Source organism: Vibrio sp. Vb0937 (genome assembly GCF_033338855.1).
The window spans coordinates 1-1,890 of the sequence record NZ_JAWOTK010000098.1 but is presented as its reverse complement, the minus strand read 5'-3'; the positions used below and the strand labels follow the sequence as shown (position 1 = coordinate 1,890).

The 1,890-nt window shown below is 46.3% G+C and carries 3 protein-coding genes; all 3 read left to right on the top strand.

The features are described from left to right. The first annotated feature begins 239 nt into the window (after window positions 1-239). Entirely contained in the window at window positions 240-500 is a 261-nt protein-coding gene (locus R7P67_RS23435) for a DUF2282 domain-containing protein (RefSeq protein ID WP_005458571.1), read from the top strand. 89 nt (window positions 501-589) lie between these two features. Next, window positions 590-1,456, top strand: a complete 867-nt coding sequence (locus tag R7P67_RS23430; RefSeq protein WP_318086144.1) for a DUF692 domain-containing protein — start codon at window positions 590-592, stop codon at window positions 1,454-1,456. Next, the coding region (locus R7P67_RS23425) for a DNA-binding domain-containing protein (RefSeq protein ID WP_318086143.1) at window positions 1,453-1,890 on the top strand (438 nt) is incomplete at its 3' end. The genes R7P67_RS23430 and R7P67_RS23425, both read left to right, overlap by 4 nt.

Genomic DNA, 1,890 nt, shown 5'->3' with positions numbered 1-1,890 from the left:
TAAACAACTAGGGTGTGTTGAGACAAAACTAGATAAAAAGTTCGACGATTTTTTACTCATCCATTCAATCAGTTATGTAAATCAAACCATCAAAAAGCATTCTCCAAAACAATTTCCCTGAAAGTTTTTCACTCACCTTCCTATCTCTTAAGTTAAGCAAGCGGACAAAAACTGTGCATCTCAATCGCTCGTCTGCTTGCCCATCTCAACGTAAAGGAAATCATTCAGAGGAATTTATTATGAAAAAGTCGAATCTAGCTGTTACTGCTGCGGTTACTGGTTTACTAGCCCTTGGTGGCACTCTACTAACAGCAACACCTGCTGTCGCGGCAGAAAAAGAAAAGTGCTACGGCGTGGCAAAAGCGGGGAAAAATGACTGTGCGACGAAGAACAGCTCTTGCGCTGGCACGTCAAAACAAGACCACCAGAAAGACGCATTTGTGGTGGTTCCAAAAGGTCTTTGCGACAAATTGGCTGGCGGCAGCACCAGCGCATCTTAATTTCTCCGTTAATTGTTGTGGGCGTGTGATGGCTCAACTCACACCCCACAACCTCTTCTCATCTCATCCAGTTCGAAAAGGAGTTTCACGTGAAACACTACGATTTTCACCCTCTTGTTGGCGTTGGTTTACGGACTCCTCATTTGGACTTTTTTCAGCAACAACGCCCAGAACTGTCTTGGTTAGAAATTCACAGCGAGAACTACTTTCAACCCAATGCAGCCGAACGAAAATATCTACACACTTTGCGAGAGCAATACCAGATCAGCTGCCACGGAATTGGTTTGTCGTTAGGCTCTGTTGAACGCGTTAGCCAAGTACACCTAGCTCAACTGAAAGCGTTGATTGATGCCATTGACCCGATGTTTGTCTCTGACCATTTGAGCTGGAGTGAAAATGGTGGGCATTATTTTAACGACTTGCTTCCCCTACCATACACCGAAGAAGCACTGAACGTTTTTACTCGCAATGTGCTTGAAGTTCAGGATTATCTGCAACGCGAAATCTTAATCGAGAACCCTTCGAGCTATGTGACGTTTCAACACTCGACGATCAGCGAGTGGGAGTTTCTCGCTGAAGTTCAGCAGCGCACAAGTTGCCGGTTACTGCTCGATCTGAATAACGTACACGTATCAGCCTTCAATCACGGCTTTGATTGCAATACCTATCTGTCCGCCATTCCGGCAGACAAAGTGGATGAAATTCATTTGGCGGGTTTCACCATCAAGCAACTCGATAAAGGCGAAATTTGGATTGATACTCACAGCCGTCCAGTTAGCACGGAAGTCTGGAAGTTATATCAACATTGGATTGAACAGTATGGTCCGCGCCATACCTTAATTGAATGGGACTTAGATATCCCAGCACCGGAAGTGTTATTGGCAGAAGCGGAAAAGGCCTCGCTCCTTCTCTCCCAAATTACCACCCCGCTTAGCGCTACGAGGAAAGCCTCATGAAGCTAGCCACCTTACAAAACCAGTTTGCGAAAGCGCTTCACTATCAGGCATTGGGCGATGACTGTGATATTGCAAGCGGTCAGTTTACCGCTGACGAGCGCATGCAGATATATCGCAACAACTTTATCATCAGCTTGAGCGAAGTCCTTTCTGCTACTTATCCGATGGTTGAAGCGTTACTAGGGGAAACGTGCTTTGCCCAAATAGCACGCCAACATGTTTTAACGCACCCACTCCAAGAAGGCAGTGTTATTCACTACGGAAAAGACTTTCACCACACTGTGATGTTGTTTGGTCAGGTCATGGCTCAAGCGCCATACAGCCCAGAAGTCGCACTCTTTGAATGGAACATCGACCTTGCTCGCCAAGCTCGTTATGAGCATCAAGCAGACACAGCCGTGCAACCGCTGACTGAATTACCACACGTACCAGAG

Excerpts from the sequence above, each read along its gene's own strand:
- R7P67_RS23435 (WP_005458571.1), top strand. The coding sequence starts at position 240 with ATGAAAAAGTCGAATCTAGCTGTTACTGCTGCGGTTACTGGTTTACTA.